This is a genomic window from Streptomyces sp. NPDC002926, assembly GCF_053591755.1.
Genome location: NZ_JBSFUK010000072.1, coordinates 3,876 through 5,236, shown reverse-complemented (window position 1 = coordinate 5,236; position 1,361 = coordinate 3,876). Strand labels below are relative to the sequence as shown.

Below are 1,361 nucleotides of genomic sequence, written 5' to 3'. Positions count from 1 at the left end.
ACACAGTGGACGCGAGCAACTGAGGACAAGCCCTCGGCCTATTAGTACCAGTCAGCTTCACCGGTTGCCCGGCTTCCACATCTGGCCTATCAACCCAGTCGTCTACTGGGAGCCTTAACCCCTCAAGGGGGTGGGAGTCCTCATCTCGAAGCAGGCTTCCCGCTTAGATGCTTTCAGCGGTTATCCTTTCCGAACGTAGCCAACCAGCCATGCCCTTGGCAGGACAACTGGCACACCAGAGGTTCGTCCGTCCCGGTCCTCTCGTACTAGGGACAGCCCTTCTCAAGACTCCTGCGCGCGCAGCGGATAGGGACCGAACTGTCTCACGACGTTCTAAACCCAGCTCGCGTACCGCTTTAATGGGCGAACAGCCCAACCCTTGGGACCGACTCCAGCCCCAGGATGCGACGAGCCGACATCGAGGTGCCAAACCATCCCGTCGATATGGACTCTTGGGGAAGATCAGCCTGTTATCCCCGGGGTACCTTTTATCCGTTGAGCGACGGCGCTTCCACAAGCCACCGCCGGATCACTAGTCCCGACTTTCGTCCCTGCTCGACCCGTCGGTCTCACAGTCAAGCTCCCTTGTGCACTTACACTCAACACCTGATTGCCAACCAGGCTGAGGGAACCTTTGGGCGCCTCCGTTACTCTTTAGGAGGCAACCGCCCCAGTTAAACTACCCATCAGACACTGTCCCTGATCCGGATCACGGACCCAGGTTAGACATCCAGCACGACCAGAGTGGTATTTCAACGGCGACTCCACAACCACTGGCGTGGCCGCTTCAAAGTCTCCCACCTATCCTACACAAGCCGAACCGAACACCAATATCAAACTGTAGTAAAGGTCCCGGGGTCTTTCCGTCCTGCTGCGCGAAACGAGCATCTTTACTCGTAGTGCAATTTCACCGGGCCTATGGTTGAGACAGTCGAGAAGTCGTTACGCCATTCGTGCAGGTCGGAACTTACCCGACAAGGAATTTCGCTACCTTAGGATGGTTATAGTTACCACCGCCGTTTACTGGCGCTTAAGTTCTCAGCTTCGCCACACCGAAATGTGACTAACCGGTCCCCTTAACGTTCCAGCACCGGGCAGGCGTCAGTCCGTATACATCGCCTTACGGCTTCGCACGGACCTGTGTTTTTAGTAAACAGTCGCTTCTCGCTGGTCTCTGCGGCCACCCCCAGCTCTGGCAGTAAATGCCGTCACCGGTGATGGCCCCCCTTCTCCCGAAGTTACGGGGGCATTTTGCCGAGTTCCTTAACCATAGTTCACCCGAACGCCTCGGTATTCTCTACCTGACCACCTGAGTCGGTTTAGGGTACGGGCCGCCATGAAACTCGCTAGAGGCTTTTCTT

Annotated in this window: 1 rRNA gene (only partly in view); it reads right to left on the bottom strand. The window is 56.6% G+C overall.

The features are described from left to right. Nucleotides 1-21: 21 nt before the first annotated feature. Nucleotides 22-1,361: ribosomal RNA gene (locus ACWDZ6_RS33220) — 23S ribosomal RNA — on the bottom strand (it continues 1,827 nt past the right edge of the window).